Genomic DNA, 24,209 nt, shown 5'->3' with positions numbered 1-24,209 from the left:
GGCCCTGCCTATGGGCCCGCCTTCCGGTACCGCCTTGGGCCCCTGCCTTCCGGGTCCGTCTTCCGGGGCTCGGTGCCTTGGCCGCCCGCAGCGCTCGCGCCGGGGGGCCGGGGTGTGCCGCCGGCCCGGTTAGGTCGCCGCCGAGCGGCGCAGGCGGCGGGCCGGGCGCAGGAGGAGCGAGAGCACGACCGCCGCGACCGCGACCGCGCCCAGCAGGGTGCCCAGGGCATAGCCGGGGCCAAGCGCCGCGTGGGTGATCAGCGCGCCGAAGAGCGCGCCGAGCACACCCGCGCCGAGGACCACGCGGCGTGACGGAAGCCGGTCGGCGAGTCGGTGGACGGCAGCCCAGGACAGTGCGAATCCGAGCACGACGGAGCCGAAAGCTTCCCAGAACACGCGGATCACCTCGCGGACGGCGGGGCGGGCAAAACGGTCACAGGCCGTACTACCCGATGCACGCGGAACGCAATCCTCCTCATGCGGCACGTGAAAGGCCCGGCGGGGCAACCCCGCCGGGCCTTCGCGTCGTACTTCCGTATTCTCAGAGCGATTCTCAGAGCGCCCCGAAGCCCACTCGCGGCTTCGCCGGCTCGCCGATCTCCACGTAGGCGATACGGTCGGTCGGCACCAGGACCTTGCGGCCCTTGTCGTCCGTCAGGCTGAGCAGCTGCGTCTTTCCGGCCAGCGCCTCGGTGACCGCGCGCTCCACCTCCTCGGCGGACTGCCCGCTCTCCAGAGCGATCTCCCGGGGCGCGTGCTGCACGCCGATCTTGACCTCCACGGCTATGTCCCTCCGAACGGTCAGCGTTGCGCGGTCAGCCGCGCCGTACGCTGCACACATTAGCCCGGAGAGACGACACCGATCATCAGTGGGATTCCGAGCCGTGCAGCGGGAAGCCGGCGATGCCCCGCCAGGCCAGCGACGTCAGCAGCTGCACCGCCTTGTCGCGCGGGATCGGCGACTCGCTGGACAGCCAGTACCGCGCGACCACCTGGGAAACGCCGCCCAGGCCCACGGCCAGCAGCATCGACTCGTCCTTGGACAGGCCGGTGTCCTCGGCGATGACGTCCGAGATCGCCTCGGCGCACTGCAACGAGACCCGCTCGACGCGCTCGCGCACCGCCGGTTCGTTGGTCAGGTCCGACTCGAAGACGAGACGGAAGGCGCCGCCCTCGTCCTCCACGTACGCGAAATAGGCGTCCATGGTGGCCGCCACGCGCAGCTTGTTGTCCGTGGTGGAGGCGAGCGCGGTGCGCACCGCCTGGAGCAGCGACTCGCAGTGCTGGTCCAGCAGTGCCAGGTACAGCTCCAGCTTCCCGGGGAAGTGCTGGTAGAGCACGGGCTTGCTGACGCCCGCGCGCTCCGCGATGTCGTCCATCGCGGCCGCGTGGTACCCCTGTGCGACAAACACTTCCTGGGCGGCGCCCAGGAGCTGGTTGCGTCGGGCTCGGCGCGGCAGGCGCGTGCCCCGCGGGCGCGCCGCCTCTGTCTGCTCGATGGCTGTCACGCCGCCTCCCAAAATCGATCCTTGCGTGTTGTGCGCCGCGCCCGCCATCGTACTTTTGGGTAAACCGGCTGTGCGCGGTGCGAGCGCAGAATTTCACGTACCGGACGCCTGGGGTAGCCGGATATTCAACATTAAACCGGCTAAATCAGTGCCAATCAGCGGTAGTCGTCCTCGTCCAGCGTGACCACGCGGGTCTGCTCGGCGGCGTCCGCCTCGTTCGCCACGGCCGGATCGACGTGGGTGAGCGGGTCGTCGGCGCGCGGTTGCAGCTCCCTGTGCTGCTCCGCGGCGTCGGCTTCGGGGGTCTCCTCGTCCAGTGCGGCGGTCGGTTCACCGTTCTCGGTCGCCTCGAAGGTCTCCGGGTCGGTCGGGTCGACGGTCATGGTCTCCCTTTCGCTGGGCGGGTTCACATCGGCGTGCGGGGGCCTGGGCGAACTGCCCTCACGTACGAGCCTAGGAGGTACCCCTTTTAAGCGCTATGCGATCCTGTGACGGCCGCCACATCGGTGCCGGTGTGATCATCTCGTAACATTGCCGCATGTCTTCGACCGAGCTGCCGGAATCCATCGCCGCCACCGCGGCGGGACCACGGGTGAGCGCCGTCCGGGTCGCGGAGGGGGAACGGCTGCGGTCCGTGACCCTGCCCGGACTGACGCTGAACGTGCGCTACCGGCCGTCGGACCGCACCGGACTGCCGCCCGCTCTGTACGTGCACGGGCTCGGAGGTTCCTCGCAGAACTGGTCGGCCCTGATGCCGCTGCTCGAGGACATCGTCGACGGCGAGGCGCTCGACCTCCCCGGTTTCGGCGACTCCCCGCCGCCCCACGACGGCAACTACTCGCTGACCGCGCACGCCCGCGCGGTCATCCGGCTGCTGGACGCCGCCGAGCGCGGGCCGGTGCATCTGATCGGGAACTCGCTGGGCGGCGCCGTCGCCACCCGCGTCGCGGCGGGCCGCCCCGACCTCGTCCGCACGCTGACGCTGATCTCGCCCGCGCTGCCGGAGCTCCGGGCCCAGCGCGGCGCCTGGCCCACCGCGCTGCTCGCGCTGCCGGGGGTCGCGTCCCTGTTCACCCGGCTCACCAGGGACTGGACGGCGGAGCAGCGGGTGCGCGGCGTGCTCGCGCTCTGTTACGGCGACCCCGGCCGGGTCACCGACGAGGGCTTCCGCAACGCCGTGGAGGAGATGGAGCGGCGCCTGCGGCTGCCGTACTTCTGGGACGCGATGGCACGCTCGGCGCGCGGCATCGTCGACGCGTACACGCTGGGGGGTCAGCACGGGTTGTGGCGGCAGGCGGAGCGGGTGCTCGCGCCGACGCTGCTGGTGTACGGGGGGCGTGACCAGCTCGTCTCGTTCCGGATGGCGCGCAGGGCGGCGGCCGCCTTCCGCGACTCGCGGCTGCTGACGCTTCCGGACGCGGGGCACGTCGCGATGATGGAGTACCCGGAGACGGTCGCCCAGGCCGTACGGGAGCTGATCGACCACACCGACCACGAAGACGGGAGCTGATCCGGGGCCGTGGGACGACATAGCCGCAAAGGCCCCGCACCTCAGGGCTCCGAACAGGCCACGGGCGCGGTGCGCGAGGGGGCGGCTTTCGGTACCGGACGCCGGCGCAAGACCTCCGCGGCGGCGCCTCCCGAGCCGCAGCACCACCAGAGCGTGCCACCCACGGGGCCGCAGCAGCCCGTACGGGGCGGCCACCCCGAGCAGCGGGAATCGGGCGGGGCCCGGGGCGAGTCCGGCCGGTACGGCGACTGGCGCGGCGTACCGACCCGCCCGGGCCGGCCCGGCGCCCCGGCGACCGGGGTGGGCGTGGGCGCCCGGATACCGGGACCGCGCCGCGAGTTCGTGGAGGCGTTCGACGGGACCCCGCGCGCGACTCCGCCGGAAGAGGCCGAGGCCGAGCAGCCCGGCCTCCAGGACGGCGACCGGAAGACGGACCGTCCGGCCGGAGCCGGCAAGGGGCGTACGTTCACCGGTATCGCGGCCGCCGCGGTCACCACCGTCCTCGCCGTCGTCGTGGCCGGTCAGGTCACCGGTGCCGGTCCGGACACCTCCGCCTCGCGCCCGCCGGGCGAGAGCGCCGGCCGCGAGGCCCCCGACGACGGCGACGCCCGGTCCGGCCGGTCCGACGAGCGCGCCGCCCCGCCGCCGCCCGCGCGGCGGGCCGCCCCGGCGACGTACGCGCAAGCGATGACCAAGCGGTTCCCGCTCGACCCCAAGCTGACGGGCTCCGGTGAGTTCGAAGTCGTACCGGGCACCGACAGGGCACCCGGCAAGGGACAGAAGGTGCGCTACCGGATCGACGTCGAGAAGGGGCTCGGGCTCGACCCGACGCTGTTCGCGCGGGCGGTCCAGGAGACCCTCAACGACGACCGCAGCTGGGCGCACAACGGTGCCATGACCTTCGAGCGCGTCTCCAGCGGCGAGGCCGAGTTCGTGGTCACCCTGGCGAGCCCGGTGACCACCGGGGTCTGGTGCGCCAAGTCCGGGCTGGACACCACCGTCGACAACGTCTCGTGCGACTCCGCCGCCACCGAGCGCGTGATGATCAACGCGTACCGGTGGGCACAGGGTTCGGAGACGTACGGGGTCGCGGCGATGCTCCCGTACCGGCAGATGCTGATCAACCACGAGGTCGGGCACCGGCTGGGGCACAACCACGTGAACTGCCGTACGCCGGGCGCCCTCGCTCCGGTGATGCAGCAGCAGACCAAGTCGCTGGAGATCGAGGGCATCAAGTGCCGCCCCAACCCCTGGGCCTTCCCCAACGGCTGAGCGGGCGAATCCGCCTCTAGCGCGTCGAAACGCGACGGGTGCCGGAAAGTTACGAGCATTCACCCCTTCCGGTGGCGCAACGGACAACCGTCCATCACGCCACCGGCATATCCGCTTACGTTCTTCCCGCTGTGAGCCGCCGGACCAACGGTGGCCGCACACAAGGGAGATCGGGGGTGTACTCGTGCGGATCGGACTGCTCACCGACGGTGGATACCCGTATACGACGGGTGAGTCCAGGGTCTGGTGCGACCGGCTCGTGCGCGGGCTCGCGCAGCACGAATTCCACATCTACGCGCTGAGCCGCAGCGCCCGGCAGGAGGACGCCGGCTGGGTCCCGCTCCCGCCCCAGGTGCAGCGCGTGCGCACGGCTCCGCTGTGGGGCCCCGAGGACGACCGGCCGGGCGTGCGTGGCGGGCGCGCCGGTCATGGCGGGCGTGCGGGGCGCGCCGGGCGCGCGTACGGCAGGCGGGAGCGCCGGCGCTTCGCCACCTGCTTCGCGGAGCTCGCGGCCGCGGTCTGCGGGACGTCGGACGCCCGCACCGGCTTCGCCGAAGGGCTGTACGGGCTCGCCGAGCTCGGCCGCGAATACGGAGGCCTCTCCGCCGCCCTCCGCTCGGAAGCCGCCGTCCGCGCCCTGGAGTCCGCCTGCCGCGCCGGTGGCGTACGCCGGGGCGCGCACGGTGCCACCGTCCCCGACCACCTCGCCTTCGCCGACCAGCTGGAGCGCGCCCTGCGGCCCCTGTCCCTCGACTGGTACGGCGAGGAGAGCCTGGGCGCGGTCGACCTGTGCCATGCGGCCTCCGGGGGGACCGCCGCCCTGCCCGGACTGCTGGCCAAACGCTTCTTCGGGGTGCCGCTGCTGGTCACGGAGTACGGCGTACAACTGCGCGCGCACTACCTCGCGGTCGCCGACGCGCCGCTGAGCGCTCCCGTCCGCGCCCTGCTCGCCGCCTTCCACGGGTGCCTGGCCGCCGAGGTGTACCAGCAGGCGGCCGTGATCACGCCGGGCAACACCCATGCCCGCCGGTGGCAGGAGAAGTGCGGTGCCGACCGGGCCAAACTGCGCACCGTCTACCCGGGCATGGAGGCCGAGCGGTTCGCGGCGGTCGGCGAGGGCGACGACAGCGGCGATCCGCACACCCTGGTGTGGGTCGGGCGCATCGAGCCCGCGAAGGACCTCGTCGGCCTGCTGCACGCCTTCGCGGAGGTGCGGAGGGAAGAGCCGCGAGCCCGGCTCAGGATCGTTTCCGCGCCCGTCCGCGACGCCGAGTCCGCCACGTACCGCGCGCACTGCGAGGCCCTGGCCGCGCAGCTCTTCCCCGACGAGGCGGCCGACGCGCACGCCGTGGGCGACAACCCCGTCTCCTTCGAGGACCTCGGCGGCCCGTACGCGCCCGACGTCACCGACGCGTACGCCGCGGCCGGCGTGGTCGTCCTCTCCAGCGTGGTCGAGGGCTTCCCGGTCAGCCTCGTCGAGGCCATGCTGTGCGGTCGTGCCACCGTCTCGACCGACGTCGGCGCGGTCGTCGAGGTCATCGGGGGCACGGGACTGGTCGTGCCCCCGCGCAACCCGCGGGCGCTCGCCGACGCGTGCCTGGCGCTGTTGCGCGACCGGGCGCGGCGCGAACGACTGGGCGCCGCCGCGCGCGCCCGTGCGCTCGAACTGTTCACGGTGGAGCAGAACATCGCGGCATTTCACGGCATTTACCTGGAGCTCATCTCCCGCGCGCCCGTCCGGCGCGACGCGGAAACCGTCGGCGCGGACGGCGAACCCCTGCCCTTCGCACACCCGGCGGAGGCGTACGTACCCGGCCACTGGACCGGCCGCGCCCCAGGAGCCGCGGCCACCCCGGCATGGGCCACGGCGGAACACCCGGTGAGGGTGGGCCCGTCCACGCACGGAACCCCGGCGCCGGGCACGTTCCGGTGCGCGGGTTCGGGGCAGGCCGCGGTCACGGACCGGGTGCCGGGCGGGATTCCGGGACGGGCCCAGGGCTCGGACGAGGCCATGGACCGGGTCTCGGCCTCGGGCCGGGATGTGCGTCGAGTGCCGGATCCGGTCTCGATCTCGGACGCGGGCGCGGGTGTGATTTCGAGCGCGGGCTCCGGTCCGCCGGCGCACGGTGTACCGGGCTCCGGTCCGCTCGCGCACTGCGTACCCGACTCCGGCCGTGTACCGGCCGGAGTTTCGGGCCCGGTCTCCGGCCGGGTGCCGGCCGGGGGCTCGGGTCGGGGGGCGGAGGCGGTCTCGGGGCCGGTCGTGGCCTCCTTCCCGGTCGCCGCCTCGTTCCCGGTCGTGGGGAGGGCCGATGGCCATGTCTGACGGAGGCACACGCACCCCGGCCGGGCACGGCCAGGGCGTCCGCCCGGCTGACGGGGCGACTGCCCGTTGGCGCAGCCACGCGGAGGCCCTGTTGTCGGAGCCCGCACTCGGGGGCCATGACGAGCACGGCGCGTCCGAGGTGGTCGGTCACGGTCCGGCGGGCGGTCCGGCGGGCGGCGGCGTCGCGGGGGTCGCCCGCGCGGGCGTCACCCGGCGGAGGCCCGCCGATCCGGTCAAGGCGTTGCTGCACCGGCACCGGGAGCTGTGCGAGCGGGCGGTCGACCCGTTGGAGATCGCCGCCGGGCTGGAGGCCCATGGGGTCACCGACCGGACCGCCGCCCGGTTCCGGCACCGGGACGTGTTCTCGCTCGCCGAGGAGCTGTACGCGCGCGTGCCGCGCGGCGACGACGACACCCGGCGCCGCTCCCCCGCCCGCGCACCCGGCACCGGCGCCTCGAGGAGCGTGCGGGCCGCCCTCCTGGCCCTGCTGCCCGGCGTCGTGGGCGTGCTCACCTTCGCGGGCCTCACCGCGACCGACGGGCCGCTGCGGGCCGCCGTCGGCGTCGTGGGCGCCGCAGGGCTCGCCGTGGCACTCACCACCGGCCCCGGCGCACCGGGCACGCGCGCGTGGACCGCGTTCCTGCTCCTGTACGTCCTGTTCGGCGACGGACTCCTGGCCCAGCTCCTGGCCGGCGGCCCCGACGGAGCCTGGCCGGTGGACGCCCCGCCGCTCCTGGGCATCGCCCTCGCCGCGGCCCCGGCGACCTGGTGCGCCCGGCTCTTCGCGGTGCGGGCGCGGCGCGGACTCGCCGGCAGCCGCGGCCTGGCGGACTTCGCCGCCGGGACCCGCCCCCTGCTCCTCGGCGTCGTCGCGCTCCACACGGCCGCCCTGACCGGACTGGTCGCGCTGGTGGGCACCGTCCTCGGCCACGGCTCCCTCAGCGGGGGCGCCGTCGCTCTCGGCACCCTCCTGTTCGCCGCCCGGCTGCTCACCGGCCACGGCTTCCCCGGGGCCGCCGCCGGCCTCCTCGCCGCATGCGCCGCGGAGGCCCTCGCCCTCGCGTCCGTGCTCGCCGGCCGCGTCCCCGGCTGCGACTGGCTCGCCCGCCCCGTCGAGGCGGTCACCGCCACCTGGGGCTCCTCGGCCGTTCCCGTGCTCGCGTGCGGCGCGGCCGCGCTCGCCCTGCTGGCGTACGCCACCGCCGTACTCGCCCGGGCCTCCGCCCATGCGGGCACCACCGCCGGCTGAAACCGGTCGGTACCCGCGTACACCCCTCTCACCGTCACACACCCCCAAGGAGACAACGACCATGACCCCCCAAACCCCCGCAACGGCCACTCGGCGCGAAGGGGGCGCGCGATGAGGGTGCTGCTGCTCGGTGCCAATGGATTCATCGGCCGTTTCGTCGCCGACCGGCTGCTCGCGGACCCGGCCGTCCACCTGACCGCCCTCGGGCGCGGCGACGACGCCGACGTACGCTTCGACCTCGCGGGCGGCAGCCCCGGCGCGCTCACCCGGTTCCTGGACGCGGTCCACCCCGGTGTCGTGATCAACTGCGCCGGGACCACCCGGGGTGGCGCACGCGAGCTGACCCGGCACAACACCGTCGCCGTCGCCACGGTCTGCGAGGCGCTGCGCCGCAGCGGCTGCGGGGCGCGCCTGGTCCAGGTCGGCTGCGCCTCCGAGTACGGGCCCTCGCAGCCCGGCTCGTCCACCGCTGAGGACGCGGTGCCACGCCCCGGTGGCCCCTACGGTGTGTCGAAGCTCGCGGCCACCGAGCTGGTCCTCGGATCCGGCCTGGACGCGGTCGTCCTGCGGGTCTTCTCACCGGTCGGCCCCGGCACCCCCGCCGGCTCACCGCTCGGCCGGCTCGCGGAGGCCATGCGGCGCGCCATGCAGACCGGTGACGGCGAGCTGAAACTCGGCGGCCTCGGCGTACAGCGCGACTTCGTCGACGTACGCGACGTGGCGCGCGCCGTGCACGCCGCCTCCCTCTCCGCGGCGCAGGGCATCGTCAACATCGGCACCGGCCGCGCCGTACGGCTCCGGGACGCGGCCGCCGTCCTCGCCAGGGTCGCCGGGTACGCGGGTTCCCTGCACGAGCTGGATGCGCCCCCGGTCAGGCCGGCCCTGTCGTCGATGGGGGCCATGGCGTCCATCGGCGCCCAGCGCGGTGAGAGCGGTCCGGACCACCTGGCCCCCGCGTCGGTCCACCCGTACCCCGACGGCTGCGGCGGCTGGCAGCAGGCCGATGTGCGCACCGCGCGCGACCGGCTCGGCTGGCGGCCCCGTATCAACCTGGAGGAGTCCCTGGCCGACATCTGGATGGAGGCGGCGTGCCGCATCTGACCAGCATGGACACGGGGCTCTCCGCGACCGGCGCCGAACGGCTCGGGTTCGGCGTCCCCGGCTACGCCCACCCCCTGCTCGCCCCCGTCGAGTGGGCGGAGCTGACCCGCCCCGGTACGCCCCTGCACTGGGCCGTCCTCAATGTGGCGGACGGCCCGGGGGCCCGGCCCGACCCCCACTGCCTGGAGGCGGCCGGGAAGCTGCGCAACGCGGGGGTGCGGGTGCTGGGCCATCTCGACCTGTGCCACGGCTCCCGCCCGTTCGGCGAGATCGTCTCCGACGCGCACCGGTTCCTCGACTGGTACAAGGTGGACGGCTATCTGCTGGACCGCTGTCCCACGGACCGGGCGGACCTGCCCGCCGTACGGCGCACCACGGCCACGCTGGAGGTGATCCTGGAGCACGCCGACGGCGGCCACCTGGTGCTGGGCCACGGTTCCCACCCGCACCACCGGTACGCGGAGATCGCCGACCAACTGGTGACGTTCTCCGGACCGTGGGCGGAATACCGCTGGTCACAGGTGGCGGAGTGGACCGCCGACCATCCTCCGGAGCGGTTCGTCCACCTCGTCCACGGGGTGCCGCGCACCCATCTCGACGAGGCGATGCGCATCGCCCGCTGGCAGGGAGCCGGGACGATCTTCTTCACCGATCGCACGGGAGACCGCACCGGGAGCCCCGAGGGAGACCGCATCGGACAAACCAACCCATTCGCGGCGCTGCCCGGCTACTGGGACGAAATCGTCTCGCAGATCGGACCGGGTGTCTCGGAATGAGGAGGGCCGTGGCAGTGTTACGGGAGAACAACCGTACTGACTACCGACCAACGGAGTCCCCGTGTCGCTGCCACCCCTGGTCGAGCCGGCTGCCGAGCTCACCGTAGACGAGGTCCGCCGGTACTCCCGCCACCTGATCATCCCCGACGTCGGGATGGACGGGCAGAAGCGGCTCAAGAACGCCAAGGTGCTCTGTGTGGGCGCCGGCGGCCTGGGCTCGCCGGCCCTGATGTACCTGGCCGCGGCGGGCGTGGGCACGCTCGGCATCGTGGAGTTCGACGAGGTCGACGAGTCGAACCTCCAGCGCCAGATCATCCACAGCCAGTCCGACATCGGCCGCTCCAAGGCCGAGTCCGCGCGTGACAGCGTGCTCGGCATCAACCCGTACGTGAACGTGATCCTCCACGAAGAGCGGCTCGAGGCCGAGAACGTGATGGAGATCTTCAGCCAGTACGACCTGATCGTCGACGGCACGGACAACTTCGCCACGCGTTACCTGGTCAACGACGCGTGCGTGCTGCTGAACAAGCCGTACGTATGGGGTTCGATCTACCGCTTCGACGGCCAGGCCTCCGTCTTCTGGTCCGAGTACGGCCCCTGCTACCGCTGCCTGTACCCGGAGCCCCCGCCGCCGGGCATGGTCCCCTCCTGCGCCGAGGGCGGAGTGCTGGGCGTGCTGTGCGCGTCCATCGGTTCCATCCAGGTCACCGAGGCGATCAAGGTCCTGGCCGGTGTGGGCGACCCGCTGGTCGGCCGCCTGATGATCTACGACGCCCTGGAGATGCAGTACCGCCAGGTCAAGGTCCGCAAGGACCCCGACTGCGCGGTCTGCGGCGAGAACCCGACCGTCACCGAGCTCATCGACTACGAGGCCTTCTGCGGCGTCGTGTCCGAGGAGGCGCAGGAGGCGGCGCTCGGCTCGACGATCACTCCCAAGCAGCTCAAGGAGTGGATCGACGGTGGCGAGAAGATCGACATCATCGACGTCCGGGAGCAGAACGAGTACGAGATCGTCTCGATCCCCGGCGCCCGCCTGATCCCGAAGAACGAGTTCCTGATGGGCAACGCCCTCCAGGACCTTCCGCAGGACAAGAAGATCGTCTTGCATTGCAAGACGGGTGTCCGCAGTGCGGAAGTCCTCGCCGTGCTGAAGTCCGCGGGCTTCGCGGACGCGGTGCACGTCGGTGGCGGCGTCATCGGCTGGGTCAACCAGATCGAGCCGGAGAAGCCGGTCTACTAGACCACGCTCGCGACGAGGGGCCGGACCTGGCACGGGTCCGGCCCCTCATGCTTTCCGGGTGCGCTCAGGAGCAGGTCTTGCCGTTCGCCGGGACCTTGCCGTCCAGCAGGTAGCCGTTCACCGTGTCCCGCACGCACGCATTGCCGCTGCCGTACGCGCCGTGCCCCTCGCCCTTGTACGTGAGGAGGACGCCCACGCCCGCACCGAGCTCGTCCGCCATCTTCTTGGCGCCCTCGTACGGTGTCGCGGAATCGCCCGTGGTACCCACGACCAGGATGGGACCCGAACCCGCGGCACTCGCCTCCGGAGTGGCGCTCTCGCCCTTCACCGGCCAGTTCGCGCACCAGCCGGCCGTGTCCCAGGCCATGAACTCGGCGAAGACCGGCGATATCCTCCGGAACTCCGGCAGCAGCGCCCTGGCCTCGGCGGCCGTCGGCCGGCTGCTGCTGTCGGCGCACGAGATGGCGCGCTGCGAGTGGGCCTGTGTGCCGTAGGTGCCGTCCGCTCCCCGGTCGTTGTACATGTCGGCGAGGTGCAGCAGGGCGTCGCCCCCGCCCGACTCGGCCTCCTTGAGGCCCTCGGTGAGGTCCGGCCACATCTCTTTCGAGTACAGGGTCTGGGCGATGCCGGTGAGGGCGAGGCTCTGCGTGAGCTTGCGGCCGTCGACGGTGGACAGCGGCTCGCGGTCGAGCCGCTTCAGCAACGCGGTCACGCGCGCGTTGCCCGCCGTCGCTCCTTCGCCGGTGGACGCGAAGTAGTTGTCCAGCGCCCGCTGGAAGCCGATGGCCTGGTTGCGGGCGTGGCCGGTCGTGTCCGCGGTCGGGTCGACGACCGCGTCCAGGACGGTCCGTCCGACGTTGCGCGGGAACAGGTGGGCGTACGTCCCGCCCAATTGCGTGCCGTAGGAGAAGCCCATGTAGTTGAGCTTCTTGTCCCCCAGCACATGCCGCACGAGCTCCAGGTCCCGTGCGGTGTTGCTCGTGGTGACATGGGGGATGACCTTGCCGGACCGCTTCGCGCAGCCGGCGCCGAAGTCGGCACCGTCCTTCAGGAACGCGGCCTCTTCGGCCGGTGTGTCCGGCGTCAGGTCGATCCTCGCCAGGGAGGCGGCCTGCTCCTTGCTGTCGCGGCACACCACCCCGGAGCTCCGCTCGACACCGCGCGGGTCGAACCCGACGAGGTCGTAGCGGGCGGCCAACTCCTCGAACTGCTCGCTCGCGTGCGGCATGGCGGTCACCCCGGAGGCGCCCGGGCCGCCGAAGTTGAACAGCAGGGAGCCGATCCGGCGGTCCTTGTAGCGGGCCTCCTTGCGGATCAGCGCGATGGAGATGGTCTCGCCGTCCGGCTTCGCGTAGTCGAGGGGCACCTTCACGCTCGCACAGCGCCACTGCGGCCCGGGCTTCTCGCCCCCCGCGGGCGCCTCGCAGCCGCGCCAGTCGGGCTTCTGGCCGGTGAGCGCGGGGGGCAGTGAGGTCATCGCGACGCCCGCGGAGGTGCCGCTGCCCCCCGTACCGCTGCCCGTGTCGCCGCCGCTGTCGCAGCCGGTGACCAGGCCGGCCACCAGCCCTGCCACGACCGTCAGGCCTCCGGCCCGTACCCGCATGGACATACGCCCCCCCAGCTCCTGTATCGAACAGCCATCCTAGGCCGGGCCACCGACAGCGCTACGGGCAGACGGTCCCCGACTTCGGAACCTTGCCGTCCAGCAGGTACGCGTCCACCGTCCGTTTCACACACGCGTCGCCGATGTTGTACGCGCCGTGTCCCTCGCCCCGGTACGTCAGCTCCACTCCGACGCCCTTGCCCAGAGCCGCCGCCATCGCCCTGGCCCCCGCGTACGGTGTGGCCGGGTCACCGGTGTTGCCGACGACCAGGATGGGTGCCGAGCCCGGGGCGCTGACGTCGGGGTGTTCCCACCCGCCGGGCACGGGCCAATGGGAGCAGCCGATCAGACCCCAGCCGAGGAACTGGCCGAACACGGGGGACGCCTTGCGGAACTCGGGGAGTTTCTCCTTCGCCTGCTGCACGGAGAACCGCGCCTTGGCGTCGACGCAGTTGATGGCGGCGTTGGCCGCCTGGAGGTTGCTGTAGGTGCCGTCCTGGTCGCGGCCGTTCATGGAGTCCGACAGGGCGAGGAGCAGGGCCCCGTCGCCGCCGTCCGCCTCGTCGAGGCCCTGCTCCAGGTAGGACCAGTACTCCTTGGAGTACAAGGCCTGGAGGATGCCGTTGGCGGCCTGGGACTGGGTGAGCTTCCGGTCACCGAGGCCGGGGACGGGCTTCTTGTCGAGCCTGGCGAGCAGGTCGGTGATGAAGCCCTCGATCTCCTTGGCGTCGGAGCCGGGCAGCTTGCAGGCGTCGCCGCGCTCGACACAGTCCTCGGCGAAATTGTTCAGGGCGAGCTGGAAGCCCTTCGCCTGGCTGAGTGCGCCCTGCTCCGGGTTGTTGGTCGGGTCGACGACCGCGTCGAAGACGGCACGGCCGATGTTCTGGGGGAACAGGTGGGCGTACACGCCGCCCAGTTCGGTGCCGTAGGAGATGCCGAAGTAGTGCAGCTTGGCGTCGCCGAGCACCTGGCGCATCAGGTCCATGTCGCGGGCGGCGTTGACGGTGCCGACGTGCGGGAGCACGTCGCCGGAGTTCTCCTCGCAGGCGTCGGCGAACTTCTTCAACGCCTCCTGGTAGGTCTTCTCCTCACCGGCGTCGTCGGGCGAGGAGTCGAGCGCGTAGAACGCGTCCAGCTCCCGGTCGTCCTGGCACTCCACGCCCTCGCTGCGGCCGACTCCGCGCGGGTCGAAGCTGACCAGGTCGTAACGGGTGCGCAGGGACTCGTAGCTCTTGGCGAAGGAGGGCAGGCCGGTGATGCCGGAGCCGCCGGGGCCGCCGAAGTTGAAGAAGAGGGAGCCGATTCGTTTCGCCGGGTCGGACGCCTTGGCCCGGATGAGCGCCAGCTCGATCGTGTCGCCGTCGGGATCCGCGTAGTCGAGGGGGGCCTGCATGAAGGAGCATTCCCACTTGGTGCCGCCGGGGAGCGGGGACGGGGCGGTGCCGGTGCCCTCCTGGAGGGCCGGGCCCGGGCACGCGTCCCAGGTCAGCTTCTGGGTGGCCAGTTCCTTGGGCCGGTCCGGGTCCCGGCCGCCCGTGTCACCGCTGTCCGAGCAGCCGGCGACCATCAGGGCGGTGGCGGTCGCGGCGGCGAGCACGGCGGCGGACCGGGTGGCGGGCCGGGCGGCGGCACGCCGTGGGGTGCGGGTGGCGGCGGTCCGGGCGGCTCGGGTGGTCATGGATCCATCGTGCGCCGGGCTCCCGTCCGGCGCCCGTGACGAGGTCCATGCGGGTGGCCGGCCGGAGCCCGTGGAGGCACGCCGGAGCCGGTATCCGTGGACGTGCACCGGAGGCCCGAATCCTTCGGACGGGCGCTAGAGGGCGCCCTTGCGCGTCAGGAAGTTGAACGAGAACCAGCCAGGCAGCACCGGCAACCACAGCGTCATCAGGCGGTAGAGCAGCACCGCCGGCGCCGCGACCTCCGCGGGCAGACCGCCCACGGCCACCAGACCGAAGGTCAGCGCGCCCTCCACCGCCCCTACGCCTCCGGGCGTGGGCGCCGCCGACCCCAGGGCGTTGCCCGCGAGGAACACCACGGCGAGGCTCGCGTAGCTCAGCGGCTGCTCGCCGTCGGAGAAGGCCCGGACCGACGCGTCCAGGCAGAGCACGAACGCACCCGTCAGCAGCAGCATGCCGCCGATGCCGGTGATCAGCTTCCCCGGCCGCTGGAGTACGTCCAGCATGCGCGGCACCACGCCGGCGAACAGCGACCGCAGCCGGGTCGAGACGAACTTGCGCAGGGCGGGGATCGCCGTGACGACCAGGACCAGCACCGCGGCCGTCAGCAGCCCCGCGATCACGGTCCTGGAGGGGGTGAAGTCCTGGGTCTTCTCCGTACCCGTCAGATAGCCGAAGGAGAGCAGCAGCAGGATGTGCGCGCCGAGGCCGAACAGCTGCGAGGCGCCGACACTGGCCACCGCCAGCCCGGGCCGGACTCCGGAGCGCTGGAGGAACCGGGTGTTGAGCGCCACGCCGCCGACCGCCGCCGGAGCGACGATCTTGACGAACGACCCCGCCACCTGGGCGATCACCGTGCGCCCGAAGGGCACCCGCTCGGGAACGAAGCCCAGCAGGCTCATGGCGGCCGCCACATAACTGAGGGCGGAGAAGAGCAGCGCCAGCATGACCCAGGCCCAGTCCGCCCCGGCGAACGTGGAGACGGACAGCGAGGCCTTGGAGATCTGGGAGATCAGGAAGTACACGGCGATCGCGCCGGCGATGATGCTGATGAGCGTGCGCGGCCTGATCCGCTCCAGCCGGGCGGGTTCCACCGGCGCCTGGGGCCTGATCAACAGCACCTGCTGCCGGATCTGGGCCAGCAGGTCCTCCTCGCGGACCTCGTCCATCGCCTCGTCCAGCGCCCGCTTCTCGGCCTGCTTCTCCGCGCGGACAGCCTTGCGGCCGGCCCTCTTCTCCTCCTCGGTCTTCTCGGCGTGATCCTCCAGCCGCGCCCGCTTGGCCGCCTCGGACGCGGCCAGAGCCGCCTCCCGCTCCCGCTGCGCGCGTTCCCGCGCGAGTCTGCGCAGCGTCGCGCGGGTCGAGCGGCTCAGCGCGATCGGCTGGAGCAGCGGCAGACAGTCGGCGACCCTGTCGGGGCCCAGCGCGTCGACGGCGGCCGCCACCGCGCGCTGCGCGCCCACCCGGAGCCCCAGCGTGGTCAGCAGCTGTGCGATGTCCATCCGCAGGACGAGGTCCCCGGCGGCGATCTCCCCGCCCCGGAGATCTGTGATGATCACTTTGCCGGAACGATCCACCAGAAGCGCGTCGCCGGTCAGCCTGCGGTGCGCGATACGCCGCGACTGGAGGGACTTCACCTGCTGCCAGGCGCCCCGCACGACCTCGTCGGTGATCTCCTTGTCGTCCAGCGCGTCCAGCGAACGGCCGCCGAGGTGCTCGTACACCAGCATCACGGCGTCCGGGCCCAGCTCGGCGGTGGCGATCAGCTTCGGCGCGTTGGCGCCGGCGGCGATCGCCGCGTACGCGAGCAGTGCCTCCTGCTCCAGCGCCTGGCGCAGGGACTGCAGGGAGCGGCGGGTGGTGATGCCGCGCAGCGTCAGCCGGCGCCAGACCCGGTAGAAGAAGCCCTGGGCCTGCTGTTCGCGGTCGACGACGGTGACGTCGAGCGGCGGACCCTCCTCCAGCGTGACCAGGTAGCGGCGGCCGCGGTCGCCCTGCTCGGCGGAGTCGGAGACGTCCTCGGCACGCATCGCCGTGACCGGGCGGAAGCCGACGTGTCGCAGGCCCGCGAGGAGGGTCTGGCCGGTCGGCCGGACGTTCGGGGAGCCGACCGCGTACAGCGTGCCGTATGCGACGGTCCAGCCGATCAGGATGGTCAGGATGATCGAGAACGGAGTGGTGTAGTCGGCGACGAGCATCGCGAAGGCGTCGAGCAGCAGCACCACCCACAGCGACACCCGCCAGCGGGGCCTGCGAGCCATTCCCACGGCCGTCATATAGGCGATGACGGGGGCGAGGTATCCATGGACGGGGTCGGTCAGGCCGCCGCCCGCCTGGGGCTGGGTCAGCGCCTCCTGGATCGTGCTGGGTGCCGCCCTGGCGACCCACAGGTCGGTGGCGAGGGTGACGCCGTGCGCCAGTACGGCGGCGAGGACGCCGTCCGCGATGCGCAGCCCGTCCCGCTTGATCAGCCGTTCGATCGCGAAGGCGACCGGGACGAGCAGGACGGCGATGCTGGAGACGAGCCCGGCGACCTTGACGAAGACGTCGGGGGCCTGGCCGGTGCCCTTGCTGATGTCCTCTTCCAGGCCGGTGGTGGTGGCGTGGGCGAAGGCGGCGATGGCGATGACGACGCCGATGGCGAGGATGCCGACGAGCAGGCGCAGCAGGTCGGACGGCCGGTGCACGCGGGCGGCGAGAAGCGGCTCGTCACCGGAGACGCGGTCGATGTGCCTCTCCGCGTTCACGCACACCGTCTCCTTCGTCTGATTCTTCTCCATCGTCTCAGGAGGCCCCGAAGTGGTCGCCACCTCGGGAGGCCGCACATCCTGCCCCTTCGCCGCGTCTGTGTCTTGTTGATCTCGTATCACCGGTCACCGCCCGGAAGATGGTGGCATGACCGGGCCGCGCAGGGGGCCAGCAGGGTGCGTTGCCCGCGTTGTCGGTGGTGTGGTGCAGGATGGACCGGGTGAGTGCTGAGGAGCTTCCGGAGTACGCGGAACGGGTGCTGGAAGTCGCCGAGCTGATCCCGGCCGGCCGGGTGATGACGTACGGGGACGTCGCCGAATGGCTCGCACAGGAGGAGGAGCGCGAAGCGCTCTCGGGCAAGGGTGGTGGTGGGCGACGGGTGGGCGGCCCGCGCCAGGTCGGGCGCGTCATGGCGCTCTACGGCGGGGCGGTGCCGTGGTGGCGGGTGGTACGGGCCGACGGGCAGCTCCTGCCGGGCCACGAGCTGCGGGCCCTCGACCACTACCGTGAGGAGGGCACCCCGCTGCGCGCGGCCACGCGCCACGCCGAGGGGCACCTGCCTCGGCTCGACATGCGGCGGGCGCGCTGGGACGGGGGTGACGGGTCCGGCGGCGGAGGTGGTTCCGGCGGCGGCGCGAGTGTGATGGCTCACAGGTGACAGCTTCGGCCATGCGGCCGTGCGGTGGACAGAGTGGGCATCGTGGGCACGACCGTACGGAGTACGCGTAACGTCGTCCCGCACAGCGTGCTCACCGCACCCACCCAGCATCCTCAGCACCAGCACACCCACCAGGACCGGCGATCCACGTGAGCTCCTCCTCGATTACCACCGGGCGTACGCCATCTCGTGGGCGGACCCCGGGCGCGTACCGACTGGTGCGTACCCCGCCGGCTCCCGTGAGCCCCCCTCTCCTGGACGCATCGCAGCGCGCTGTGGTTGACCATCCCGGCGGGCCGCTCCTGGTCCTCGCCGGACCGGGCACCGGCAAGACGACGACGCTGGTGGAGGCGGTCGCCGCCCGGATCGCCCAGGGCACCGACCCGGACCGGATCCTGGTCCTCACCTTCAGCCGCAAGGCGGCCGTGGAACTGCGCGACCGGATGGCGGCGCGGATCGGCGGGGTGCGCGCCCCCCAGGCCACCACCTTCCACTCCTTCTGTTACGCCCTCATCCGCGCCCACCAGGACGCGGATCTCTTCTCGGAGCCGCTGCGCCTGCTGTCCGGCCCCGAGCAGGACCTGGCCGTACGCGAGCTGCTGGCGGGCCAGCTCGACCTGGAACGGGAGGGACTGGCCCGTATCCACTGGCCCGACGAGCTGCGGGCCTGCCTGACCACGCGCGGCTTCGCCGACGAGGTACGTGCCGTGCTCGCCCGCTCCCGCGAGCTGGGCCTGGGCCCGCGCGCCCTGGCGGACTTCGCGGCGCGCACCGGGCGGCGGGACTGGTCGGCGGCGGCCGAGTTCCTCGCCGAGTACCTGGACGTGCTCGACATGCAGGGTGTGCTCGACTACGCGGAGCTGGTCCACCGGGCGGTGCTGCTGGCCGGTTCGGCGACGCTGCCCGACTACGACGCCGTGTTCGTCGACGAGTACCAGGACACCGACCCGGCCCAGGTCCGGCTGCTGCGGGCGCTCGCGGGCGGCGGGCGGACGCTGTACGCCTTCGGCGACCCGGACCAGTCGATCTACGCGTTCCGGGGCGCGGACGTCAACGGGATCCTGGACTTCCCCGACACGTTCCGCCGCGCCGACGGCACCGCCGCGCCGGTCGCCGTCCTCACCACCTCGCGCCGCTCGGGCGCCGCCCTGCTGTCCGCCACCCGCCTGCTGACCACCCGGATGCCGCTGCCGCGCCTGCCCGCCGAAAAGGCCCGGGCGCACCGGGACCTGGCGGCGGTGCGGGGCGGCGGCCGGGTCGAGGCGTACACCTTTCCGACCCCCTCCACGGAGGTCGACAACATCGCGGACATCCTGCGGCGCGCCCACCTGGAGGACGGCGTCCCGTGGAGCGACATGGCGGTCCTGGTCCGCGCCGGTGGCCGCACCATTCCCACCCTGCGCCGCGCCCTGACCTCCGCGGGCGTGCCGGTCGAGGTCGACGGCAACGACGTCCCGCTGCGCCACGAACCGGCGGTGGCGCCGCTGCTGACCGCCTTGCGGGCAGCGGCGACCCCGGAAGGCCTCGCGCCGCCCGCGCCCGGGGACCCCTCGGCGCCGCCCGAGGAGCGGGCGGGTGCGTCCGTGGAGCAGGTCGGGGCGTCCGGTGAACCGGCGGGTGCGTCCGTGGAGCAGGTCGGGGCGTCCGGTGAATCGGCGATTGCGCCCGGCGAGCCGGAACTGCCGGGCGCCGGGGCGGACGAGCCGGGCGCCGAGCCGGGGGAGCGGGGCGCCGGGGCGGAGACGTCCGGGGCAGTTCCGGGGGAGCGGGGCGACGACGCTCCGGTGGAGACCCGGGTGTGGCTCGACACCGAGACGGCGATCAGCCTGCTCACCTCGCCGCTCGGCGGCATGGACGCCGCCGATCTGCGCCGCCTCGGGCGGGCCCTGCGGGACGAGGAGCGGGCGGGGGGCAACAAGGTCCCGCCGCCGTCCGACGTCCTGCTCGCCCGCGCCCTCGCCGAGCCCGAGCGGCTCGTGGCGCACGACCCGGCCTACGCCCGCGGCGCCCAGCGGCTCGGCGACCTGCTGCGCCGCACGCGCGAGCTGCTCGGAGGCGGCGGCACCGCCGAGGAGGCCCTCTGGCTCCTGTGGAACGGCACCCCCTGGCCCGCCCGCCTCCAGCGCGCCGCGCTCCGGGGCGGCGCCGCCGGCCGCAACGCCGACCGGGACCTCGACGCCGTGTGCGCCCTCTTCGACACGGCCGCCCGTGCCGAGGAACGCACCGGCGGCCGCGGCGCGCTGAACTTCCTCGAGGAGCTCGACGCCCAGGACATCGCCGCCGACACCCTCTCCAAGCGGCCCGTACGCCCCGACGCCGTCCGCCTGATGACCGCCCACCGCTCCAAGGGCCTCGAATGGGGCCTGGTCGTCGTGGCCGGCGTGCAAGAAGGCCTCTGGCCCGACCTGCGCCGCCGCGGCTCCCTCCTGGAGGCCGACCGCATCGGCCGCGACGGCATCGCGGAGCCGCTCACCCCCGGCGCCCTCCTCGCCGAGGAGCGCCGGCTCTTCTACGTCGCCGCCACCCGCGCCCGCGACCGGCTCGTCGTCACGGCCGTCAAGGCGCCCGCCGACGACGGCGACCAGCCCTCCCGCTTCCTCACCGAGCTGGGCGTCGAGCCGAAGGACGTCACCGGCCGCCCCCGCCGCCCCCTCGCCGTGGCCGCGCTCGTCGCCGAACTGCGCGCCACCACCGTCGACCCCGACGCGACCCCCGCACTGCGCGACGCCGCCGCCCGGCGCCTCGCCCGGCTCGCCGCGCTCACCGACGACGAGGGGCAGCCGCTCGTCCCCGCCGCCCACCCCTACCGCTGGTGGGGCCTGTACGAGCCGACCCACGCGACCGCCCCCCTCCGCGACCGCGACCGCCCCGTCGCGCTCTCCGGCAGCGCCTTGGACCAGCTCGCGAACACCTGCGCCTTGCAATGGTTCCTGGGCCGGGAGGTCAAGGCGGACGCCCCCGCCACCGCCGCCCAGGGCTTCGGCAACGTCGTCCACGTCCTCGCCGACGAGGTCGCCTCCGGCCGTACCCCCGCCGACCTCGCCGTCCTCATGGAGCGCCTCGACTCCGTCTGGGACGCGCTCGCCTTCGACGCCCCCTGGAAGTCCGCCCAGGAGAAGGAGCACGCGCGCGTGGCGCTGGAAAGGTTCCTGCGCTGGCACGTCATGGACCGCGGCGGCCGCACCCCCGCCGCCACCGAGCACGACTTCGACGTCACGCTGGAGGCGGGGGAGTACGAGGTTCGGATCCGGGGCTCCATGGACCGGGTCGAGGCCGACGAGCACGGCCGGGCCTACGTCGTCGACTTCAAGACCGGCAAATCGGCCCCCACCAAGGACGAGGTCGCCCACCACCCCCAGCTCGCCGTCTACCAGCTCGCCGTCCGCGAGGGCGCCGTCGACGAGGTCTTCGACGGCCGCCGCCCCGAGCCCGGCGGCGCCGAACTCGTACAGCTGCGCCAGGCCGCGCCCAAGAAGGAGGGTGGCGAGCTGCTGCCCAAGGTGCAGGCCCAGGAGCCCCTCAGTGGTGAGTGGGTCGGCGACCTGCTCGCGACCGCCGCCGGACGCGTACTGGACGAACGTTTCACCCCGTCCACCGGCAAGCACTGCGACCACTGCGCGTTCCGCGCCTCGTGCAGCGCCCGGCCCGAGGGCCGCCACATCGTGGAATGAGCACGAGTGAGGACTGTCAGTGGGGCCGGTTAGCCTCGTTGACCGTGACCACTCGCCTGACCGACCCCGAGCAGCTCAAGGAGCTCCTCGGCATCCCGTTCACCCCGGAGCAGACGGCCTGCATCACCGCGCCGCCCGCCCCGCAGGTCATCGTTGCCGGAGCCGGCTCCGGCAAGACGACGGTGATGGCAGCCCGGGTGGTCTGGCTGGTCGGCACGGGGCAGGTCGCGCCCGAGCAGGTCCTGGGGCTGACGTTCACCAACAAGGCGGCCGGCGAGCTCGCCGAGCGCGTCCGTAAGGCACTCGTGCGCGCAGGAGTGACCGACCCCGACGTCATCGACCCGGACGATCCGCCGGGCGAGCCGCGCATCTCCACGTACCACGCCTTCGCCGGCCAGCTGCTGACCGACCACGGCCTCCGCATCGGTCTGGAGCCCACCGCCCGCCTCCTCGCCGACGCCACCCGCTACCAGCTCGCCGCGCGTGTGCTGCGCGAGGCGCCCGGGCCGTACCCCGCCCTGACCAAGTCGTTCCCCACCCTCGTCAGCGACCTCCTCGCCCTCGACGCGGAGCTCGCCGAACACCTCGTACGCCCCACCGACCTCCTCCGGCACGACACCGAGCTGCTCACCGCCCTTCACGACGCCCGCCTCACCAACGCCGACCTGCGCAAGGTCCCCGAGGCCGCCGCCGCCCGCCGCCAGCTCACCGATCTCGTCATCCGCTACCGCGCGGCCAAGCGGGAGCGCGACCTGCTCGACTTCGGCGACCAGATCGCCCTCTCCGCGGAGCTGGCGCTCACCCGTCCCGAGGTCGGCGCGATCCTCCGCGACGAGTTCCGGGTCGTGCTCCTGGACGAGTACCAGGACACGTCCGTCGCCCAGCGGCTCCTGCTGTCCGGGCTCTTCGGCGGGGGCACCGGGCACCCGGTCACGGCCGTGGGCGACCCCTGCCAGGCGATCTACGGCTGGCGCGGCGCGTCCGTCGCCAACCTGGACGACTTCCCCGAGCACTTCCCCTACGCGGACGGCACGCCCGCCACCCGCTTCTCGCTCAGCGAGAACCGCCGCAGTGGCGGCCGCCTCCTGGACCTCGCCAACGGGCTCGCCGAGCCCCTGCGCGCCATGCACGAGGGCGTGGAGGCGCTGCGCCCGGCGCCCGGTGCGGAGCGCGACGGCACGGTCCGGATCGCCCTCCTGCCCACCCAGGCGGAGGAGATCGCCTGGCTCGCTGACTCCGTCGCCCATCTCGTACGGACGGGCAAGGAACCGGGGGACATCGCCGTCCTGTGCCGTACGGCGACCGACTTCCCCGAGATCCAGGCCGCCCTGGTCGCGCGGGACGTCCCGGTCGAGGTCGTGGGCCTGTCCGGGCTGCTGCACCTGCCGGAGGTCGCCGACCTGGTCGCGGTCTGCGAGGTCCTCCAGGATCCGGGCGCCAATGCCTCCCTCGTGCGGCTGCTCACCGGTCCGCGCTGGCGGATCGGCGCCCGTGACCTGGCGCTGCTGGGCCGCCGGGCCCGGCTGCTCGTCCACCGCTCCCGGGACGACGGCGACGCGGACCCGGACGAGCGGCTGGCGGCGGCGGTCGAGGGCGTGGACCCGGCCGAGGTGGTGTCGCTCGCCGACGCCCTGGACACCTTCCTCGAACCGGCCGGTGAGGACGACGGCCTGCCGTTCTCCGCCGAGGCGCGGGTGAGGTTCGCCCGCCTCGCCACCGAGCTGCGCGACCTGCGCCGCTCCCTGGCCGACCCCCTGATGGACGTCCTCCACCGGATCCTGGCCACCACCGGCCTGGAGGTCGAGCTGTCCGCCTCCCCGCACGCGCTGGCGGCCCGCCGCCGCGAGACCCTCTCGAACTTCCTCGACATAGCGGCCGGCTTCGCCTCCCTGGACGGCGAGGCGACCTTGCTGGCGTTCCTGGGCTTCCTCCGCACGGCCGCGCAGTACGAGAAGGGCCTGGACAACGCCCTGCCGGGCGGCGAGAACACCGTCAAGGTCCTCACCGCCCACAAGTCCAAGGGCCTGGAGTGGGACGTGGTCGCCGTCCCTGGCCTGGTCACCTCCCAGTTCCCCAGCACCAGGTCCCGCGAGTCCTGGACCGCCCAGCCCCAGGTCCTGCCGCACGCCCTGCGAGGTGACGCCCCGACCCTCCCGGCGATCGAGGACTGGGACGCCCGGTCCCTCAAGTCCTTCAAGGACGCCATGAAGGACCACCAGCACACCGAGGAACTCCGCCTCGGGTACGTGACCTTCACCCGCCCCCGCACCCTCCTCCTGGGCTCCGCCCACTGGTGGGGCCCCTCCCAGAAGCGGCCCCGGGGCCCGTCGCCGTTCCTGCACGCGCTCCACGACCACTGCGCGGCGGGCTTCGGCGAGATCGAGGCCTGGGCGGACGAACCGGACGACGACGCCGAGAACCCCGTGCTCCAGGAGTCCACGGCCGATCACGCCTGGCCGCTCCCCCTGGACCCCACCTCACTGGCGCACCGCCGCGCCGCCGCCGACAAGGTCATGGAGTACCTGGACTCCGATCCGGAGCCCGCCCTCGCCGCCTTCCCCGAGCCGGACCTCCCGGGCCCCGACCACCAGGGCCTCGGTCACCATGCCCTCGGCCACCCGGAATCGGACCACCCGGACGCGGACGTGCCCGGACACCCCGACCCCGACGAGCCGTGGCCCGACGAGCCGTGGCCCGACGACCTCGCGGAGTGGGACGACTGGGCGACCGAGCTGCCCGGCGGCCCCGCACCCGCCGACCGGGCGGCGACCACCGCCACCCCCACCGCCCCGCACCCGCACCTCCCCGCCCCCCGCCCCGGCGCTATAACGCCCACGCGGTGAACTTCGTTGTGGCTTAAGTGTGTTAATC

At 73.2% G+C, this 24,209-nt stretch carries 16 protein-coding genes and 1 pseudogene; 10 read left to right on the top strand and 7 right to left on the bottom strand.

What is annotated here, in order from left to right; genetic code table 11:
• Positions 1-129: 129 nt before the first annotated feature.
• The 4 genes from ABT360_RS15300 to ABT360_RS15285 form a co-directional block, all read right to left on the bottom strand.
• Positions 130-396 carry a hypothetical protein gene (locus ABT360_RS15300; protein ID WP_351815303.1) on the bottom strand — a complete coding sequence of 89 codons (267 nt, stop codon included), beginning with the start codon at positions 394-396 and terminating at the stop codon, positions 130-132.
• A 157-nt stretch (positions 397-553) separates the two neighbouring features.
• Positions 554-781, bottom strand: coding sequence for a DUF3107 domain-containing protein (locus ABT360_RS15295; protein ID WP_351815300.1), 228 nt, complete (start codon positions 779-781; stop codon positions 554-556).
• Between the two features lie 85 nt (positions 782-866).
• The gene (locus ABT360_RS15290) at positions 867-1,508 is read right to left on the bottom strand and encodes a TetR/AcrR family transcriptional regulator (protein WP_351815297.1); all 642 of its coding nucleotides are present in this window, start codon (positions 1,506-1,508) and stop codon (positions 867-869) included.
• Between the two features lie 155 nt (positions 1,509-1,663).
• Complete coding sequence (locus ABT360_RS15285; protein WP_351815294.1) at positions 1,664-1,891, bottom strand: hypothetical protein; 228 nt, start codon at positions 1,889-1,891, stop codon at positions 1,664-1,666.
• A gap of 155 nt (positions 1,892-2,046) precedes the next feature.
• Here ABT360_RS15285 and ABT360_RS15280 point away from each other — a divergent pair, with 155 nt between their 5' ends.
• The 7 genes and pseudogenes from ABT360_RS15280 to moeZ all read left to right on the top strand — a co-directional run bounded on the left by ABT360_RS15280 (position 2,047) and on the right by moeZ (position 10,982).
• Positions 2,047-3,018, top strand: coding sequence for an alpha/beta fold hydrolase (locus ABT360_RS15280; protein WP_351815291.1), 972 nt, complete (start codon positions 2,047-2,049; stop codon positions 3,016-3,018).
• A 9-nt stretch (positions 3,019-3,027) separates the two neighbouring features.
• The gene (locus ABT360_RS15275) at positions 3,028-4,290 is read left to right on the top strand and encodes a DUF3152 domain-containing protein (RefSeq protein WP_444852248.1); all 1,263 of its coding nucleotides are present in this window, start codon (positions 3,028-3,030) and stop codon (positions 4,288-4,290) included.
• A 184-nt stretch (positions 4,291-4,474) separates the two neighbouring features.
• Positions 4,475-6,160: pseudogene (locus ABT360_RS15270) on the top strand (DUF3492 domain-containing protein); the annotation flags it as partial.
• A gap of 547 nt (positions 6,161-6,707) precedes the next feature.
• Positions 6,708-7,865 carry a hypothetical protein gene (locus tag ABT360_RS15265; protein WP_444852247.1) on the top strand — a complete coding sequence of 386 codons (1,158 nt, stop codon included), beginning with the start codon at positions 6,708-6,710 and terminating at the stop codon, positions 7,863-7,865.
• A gap of 111 nt (positions 7,866-7,976) precedes the next feature.
• Entirely contained in the window at positions 7,977-8,966 is a 990-nt protein-coding gene (locus ABT360_RS15260) for an NAD-dependent epimerase/dehydratase family protein (RefSeq protein ID WP_351815281.1), read from the top strand.
• Positions 8,954-9,742, top strand: a complete 789-nt coding sequence (locus tag ABT360_RS15255; protein WP_351815278.1) for a spherulation-specific family 4 protein — start codon at positions 8,954-8,956, stop codon at positions 9,740-9,742. Before ABT360_RS15260 ends, ABT360_RS15255 begins: the two co-directional genes overlap by 13 nt.
• Positions 9,743-9,803: 61 nt before the next feature.
• Positions 9,804-10,982 (top strand): adenylyltransferase/sulfurtransferase MoeZ, encoded by a 1,179-nt coding sequence (gene moeZ / locus ABT360_RS15250; protein ID WP_351815275.1) that lies wholly within the window; start codon positions 9,804-9,806, stop codon positions 10,980-10,982.
• A 64-nt stretch (positions 10,983-11,046) separates the two neighbouring features.
• Here moeZ and ABT360_RS15245 read toward each other — a convergent pair whose 3' ends face one another.
• The 3 genes from ABT360_RS15245 to ABT360_RS15235 all read right to left on the bottom strand — a co-directional run bounded on the left by ABT360_RS15245 (position 11,047) and on the right by ABT360_RS15235 (position 17,041).
• On the bottom strand, positions 11,047-12,591 hold the full coding sequence (locus ABT360_RS15245) for an alpha/beta hydrolase (protein ID WP_444852246.1): 1,545 nt from the start codon (positions 12,589-12,591) through the stop codon (positions 11,047-11,049).
• A gap of 55 nt (positions 12,592-12,646) precedes the next feature.
• Positions 12,647-14,263: an alpha/beta hydrolase gene (locus tag ABT360_RS15240; RefSeq protein ID WP_351815273.1), complete on the bottom strand. Its 1,617-nt coding sequence runs from the start codon at positions 14,261-14,263 to the stop codon at positions 12,647-12,649.
• A gap of 135 nt (positions 14,264-14,398) precedes the next feature.
• Positions 14,399-17,041: a lysylphosphatidylglycerol synthase transmembrane domain-containing protein gene (locus ABT360_RS15235; RefSeq protein ID WP_351815271.1), complete on the bottom strand. Its 2,643-nt coding sequence runs from the start codon at positions 17,039-17,041 to the stop codon at positions 14,399-14,401.
• A 179-nt stretch (positions 17,042-17,220) separates the two neighbouring features.
• On the opposite strand from ABT360_RS15235, the gene ABT360_RS15230 reads away from it, so the two are divergent.
• The 3 genes from ABT360_RS15230 to ABT360_RS15220 all read left to right on the top strand — a co-directional run bounded on the left by ABT360_RS15230 (position 17,221) and on the right by ABT360_RS15220 (position 24,181).
• Positions 17,221-17,667: an MGMT family protein gene (locus ABT360_RS15230; RefSeq protein WP_351815268.1), complete on the top strand. Its 447-nt coding sequence runs from the start codon at positions 17,221-17,223 to the stop codon at positions 17,665-17,667.
• A 149-nt stretch (positions 17,668-17,816) separates the two neighbouring features.
• Complete coding sequence (locus ABT360_RS15225; RefSeq protein ID WP_444852245.1) at positions 17,817-21,338, top strand: UvrD-helicase domain-containing protein; 3,522 nt, start codon at positions 17,817-17,819, stop codon at positions 21,336-21,338.
• Positions 21,339-21,382: 44 nt separating this feature from the next.
• Positions 21,383-24,181, top strand: coding sequence for an ATP-dependent helicase (locus tag ABT360_RS15220; RefSeq protein ID WP_444852244.1), 2,799 nt, complete (start codon positions 21,383-21,385; stop codon positions 24,179-24,181).
• Positions 24,182-24,209: the final 28 nt, after the last annotated feature.

It is taken from the genome of Streptomyces sp. NPDC000229, from assembly GCF_040300825.1.
GTDB lineage: Bacteria > Actinomycetota > Actinomycetes > Streptomycetales > Streptomycetaceae > Streptomyces.
Note: the sequence above shows the minus strand (reverse complement) of the source record. Positions and strands in the feature narration are given on the sequence as shown.

Excerpts from the sequence above, each read along its gene's own strand:
- ABT360_RS15245 (WP_444852246.1), bottom strand. The coding sequence starts at position 12,591 with ATGTCCATGCGGGTACGGGCCGGAGGCCTGACGGTCGTGGCAGGGCTG.
- ABT360_RS15235 (WP_351815271.1), bottom strand. The coding sequence starts at position 17,041 with ATGGAGAAGAATCAGACGAAGGAGACGGTGTGCGTGAACGCGGAGAGG.
- ABT360_RS15230 (WP_351815268.1), top strand. The coding sequence starts at position 17,221 with ATGGACCGGGTGAGTGCTGAGGAGCTTCCGGAGTACGCGGAACGGGTG.
- ABT360_RS15260 (WP_351815281.1), top strand. The coding sequence starts at position 7,977 with ATGAGGGTGCTGCTGCTCGGTGCCAATGGATTCATCGGCCGTTTCGTC.
- ABT360_RS15285 (WP_351815294.1), bottom strand. The coding sequence starts at position 1,891 with ATGACCGTCGACCCGACCGACCCGGAGACCTTCGAGGCGACCGAGAAC.
- ABT360_RS15240 (WP_351815273.1), bottom strand. The coding sequence starts at position 14,263 with ATGACCACCCGAGCCGCCCGGACCGCCGCCACCCGCACCCCACGGCGT.
- ABT360_RS15280 (WP_351815291.1), top strand. The coding sequence starts at position 2,047 with ATGTCTTCGACCGAGCTGCCGGAATCCATCGCCGCCACCGCGGCGGGA.